Origin of the sequence: Desulforhabdus sp. TSK (assembly GCF_022836495.1) — a bacterium.
Classification (GTDB): Bacteria; Desulfobacterota; Syntrophobacteria; order Syntrophobacterales; family Syntrophobacteraceae; genus Desulforhabdus.
The window spans coordinates 1-3,425 of record NZ_BQXM01000072.1 but is presented as its reverse complement, the minus strand read 5'-3'; the positions used below and the strand labels follow the sequence as shown (position 1 = coordinate 3,425).

3 protein-coding genes are annotated in these 3,425 nt (G+C 51.8%); all 3 read left to right on the top strand.

The features are described 5' to 3' along the window. The first annotated feature begins 21 nt into the window (after positions 1-21). The 3 genes from MWC30_RS21390 (at position 22) to MWC30_RS21380 (ending at position 3,032) form a co-directional block, all read left to right on the top strand. Positions 22-714, top strand: a complete 693-nt coding sequence (locus MWC30_RS21390) for an HNH endonuclease signature motif containing protein (protein WP_244086232.1) — start codon at positions 22-24, stop codon at positions 712-714. Between the two features lie 1,680 nt (positions 715-2,394). Further along, positions 2,395-2,829, top strand: coding sequence for a hypothetical protein (locus MWC30_RS21385; RefSeq protein WP_244086231.1), 435 nt, complete (start codon positions 2,395-2,397; stop codon positions 2,827-2,829). Continuing rightward, positions 2,826-3,032, top strand: a complete 207-nt coding sequence (locus tag MWC30_RS21380; protein ID WP_244086230.1) for a hypothetical protein — start codon at positions 2,826-2,828, stop codon at positions 3,030-3,032. Before MWC30_RS21385 ends, MWC30_RS21380 begins: the two co-directional genes overlap by 4 nt. The last annotated feature ends 393 nt before the right edge of the window (positions 3,033-3,425 follow it).

Sequence of the window (3,425 nt, the reverse complement as noted above, 5' to 3'; positions counted from 1 at the left end):
CAGATTATCCGTCAATGATCCATGAATTTCCGAGAGTTTTATCTGCCTATAGAAAAAATGATTGAGAAATGCCTGACTCTATACTTTTCTCAATCTAAAATAAGGACTTATATTTCCGAGAGACCTCACGAAAGAACTCTACTACTTCACAGAGGTAAGGTTGGAGGGGGCAAGAAGGGAATCGGAAAGAATGCCTTCCTTGAATGGTACGGTAAAGCTCCAGTCAAAGTGTATTACGACGATATAAAGGACTCCGATGATGCAATACTCGTTGCGGATTTAAGCGCATCGAATGTCGCGGGGCAAGTGGCTGACTTCGTCCATGCTGTGGCGATGTTCAAGTACAAGGTGCAACAGGACGAGATTTGCTCTCTTCCAAACGATGAACTAAAAGAGAAACTCCCAGTCTCAGGAAAAAAACCGAAGAAGGTGGCAATTGAAACGACGACGTTTGCACGGAATCCCTTTGTGGTTGAATATGTGAAAAGGCGGGCTTCTGGTGTTTGTCAACTATGTGAGAATAGCGCTCCCTTTCTCGACACTGCTGGGCGACCATACCTGGAATGCCATCACATATTATGGCTCTCAGAGGGCGGTGAGGATAGTGCAGACAATGCAGTGGCACTTTGCCCGAATTGCCATGCCAAGATGCACATATTAAAAATGAGTTCTGACATATCCAAGCTTCTGAGCGAGACGAAAAAAAACATGTAAGCCGCCACCCAAGAGGGTAGCCGGGGGATTTTCTCCCCCAGCCCCCACACCACCCGGCTTGCGGGTCCGCACCGGGCGGTTCCCAGAGCCTGCCGAGCCGTAGCTGGGCGTTCAGTGGCCCCAAGTTGTTCTTTGACAAACCGCAAGGGATCACCAGGATCGGAAAGTTCAATGTCGCGCCGCAGATCACTCATCCGGTCGGATTCAGCGTGTCTGACGAGCACACTGGCTCCCCTTACCTGCTCTGAGTTCGGCCCTTCAACATGTCCTCCCGATTAGAGGAGGCGTTTGGCTACTATGACCTCGGCTGACTTCTGTCCAATCACCTCAGGAGTTGCCTCATGAGGCGCTCTCGTGTGGCGCCCCCCGTCCCCGTCTTGTCTGGCGCTCATTGGTTCGTGTCTCGATACCGGGCGCAACCCTTCCCGAGTATCGCCGGGACTTGGTCAGCCGGTAGCCCCGGCCGGCATTTTCACCAGACGGTTTGTGGATCTCCTTCCGATCGCCAGGTTGGACAGATCTCCCCGGATAAGAACGTGAACTTTCGCGATGCAACCGCAGCATTTACCGTATCTCCTTAACCCGGGGCTTTGTCATGTCGTGCTGACTTACCCGGAGACTCGGCCTTGTATGCTGTTTCTGTACGTCGGCTCAACCGCTTTGCACTCCGGCTTCCTCCGGACGGTCCCTCGCGGTTCCGCCCTTGCCTTCGGCTAGTACTTGTGTAAGCGTGGAAACCACTTACAGGATTCACGTACAGGGGACTTTCACCCCATAAGTTCACGCCCATGCCGGGCGTACACATGTCACTGAAGCGGACGGCGGCACACGCGAGTGCATTGTCCTTGGAGCTTCCGGGCCGCCGCCCCCAGCTCTTCCTTATGAGAGCCGGTCCCCTTGCTTCGGGATGGGTCGTCCCTCAAAGCTCGTCGGTGCTTGCCCGGAATCCTGGGCTACCCGGCGCATGAGGGCTCAGAATCATGGACGCTCTCAAAGTGACGTTCCACGAGTCGAGCCCCGGGATAAGAAAAGGGGTGTCGGTGCACCGACAGTAGGTAACCATATGAATAAACACGAGATTCTACGACGACTCCAACCATTTGCTGTGTCAATTCTCGGTAGAGCTCACCGGGAGTGGCTTGAGCAAAAACGTGTCGTTCGGCTATTTTGTAGCGCATCGCCAGTTCATCCATCGGGCGGCTCAAGCATGTGTTCTTCCCTATCCTGACGTCCATGGCGGTAGCGCATCGGCACTTCGGCTTCCGCAGCACCACCAAAGGCGTTGTCCGCTCCCTGTGCCTTGGGAGGAGGGGGCAAATGCAGGTTCATCGTACGGCCGGGGCATAGTGATCCTTGGTCTATTTGAAAGGTAGTCGTACCCGTCGAGACTTCTGCCCTTGGTTCCCGGGAAGGAAGTGGGGCAAGCCGGCAAATTTTGGTCCCTGGTCTTTTGCAGGCAGGTCGCGCTGGCTCTCAACAAAGGTTTTTCCTGCAATCATAGGGGATTGCCATTTATTTAATCTCATGACGCATTTATGCAGCGGACGCGCAACCACGTGCTCTTTCAAAATCGGCGGTGATAAATGGAAGTCCGTACCAGCTCGGCCAGCCGCTGATGACCGTGTTCGGTGTATCAATCTACGGACTTCTCACAGCAAATGCTGATATGAGGGAAACGCAGTGAGAATCTATCTTGACAATTGTTGTTTCAATCGACCATTTGACGATCAGTCTCAAATCAGGGTACGGCTTGAGGCCGAGGCAAAGCTGAAGATTCAAGAAAAAATCCGTTCAGGACATTTCCAACTCGCTTGGTCATACATTCTTGACTATGAAAACAACAGGAATCCGTATCAAGAAAGAAGATCACAAATCAGGAACTGGAAACAGTACGCAGCAAGTGATATTCAAGAGAGCCCTGAATTGCTTGAGGTGGCTAACTTGCTGAATCCGAAAAGAATTCAAAAGATTGACTGTCTGCACATCGCTTGTGCTATCCTTTCCAAGTGCGAGTATTTCCTCACTACTGACGACGGGATCTTGAAGTGTGGAAAGGAGATAGACAGTATTAAGATCGACGATCCAATCGGCTTCATAAAGGAGATCTTATCATGATGACCGACACAGAAATCAGATCGAAGGGGCTTGAGATCCTTACGAAGCATCTTGGCGATGTAGAAGCAGAGCGCTTTATTGCTCTTATTCAGAGAGAACTTTTTGATTATACGAAGTGGCGTCAGGGCATGGATGAGGACTTGTCCATAGAAGAAATCAGCAGGAAGGCCATGGTCATGAGAATGAAACAAACCGAACAGTAAAATCCAGCGGTTGGCCAATCTGCGGGAGCGTGAGAGTAGGTGCTGGTCTTCTTTGTGCTGAGTGGTTCTCAGGCCGCCGCTGATTTGGTAGAGTTATGGGAACCGGTCCCCGTGCTTCGGGATGGGGCGTCCCTCAAAGCTCATCGGTGCTTGCCCGGAATCCTGGACTACCCGGCGCATGAGGGCTCAGAATCATGGACGTTCCCAAAGTGACGTTCCACGAGTCGAGCCCCGGGATAAGAAAAGGGGTGTCGGTGCACCGACAGGTAACTTCTCAAAAAGTGTAGGTAGGCATAAAAAAGTTCGGGACTTCAGAACACAGTTTGTGCTATGCATATGGGGCATGAGAGCAACTATTCAGATACCCAACATCCCGGAAGAAGCAAAGAGCGA

What these genes read in the sequence shown, in the direction of transcription:
- MWC30_RS21390 (WP_244086232.1), top strand. Translation starts at nt 22, where the DNA reads ATGAATTTCCGAGAGTTTTATCTGCCTATAGAAAAAATGATTGAGAAA.
- MWC30_RS21380 (WP_244086230.1), top strand. Translation starts at nt 2,826, where the DNA reads ATGATGACCGACACAGAAATCAGATCGAAGGGGCTTGAGATCCTTACG.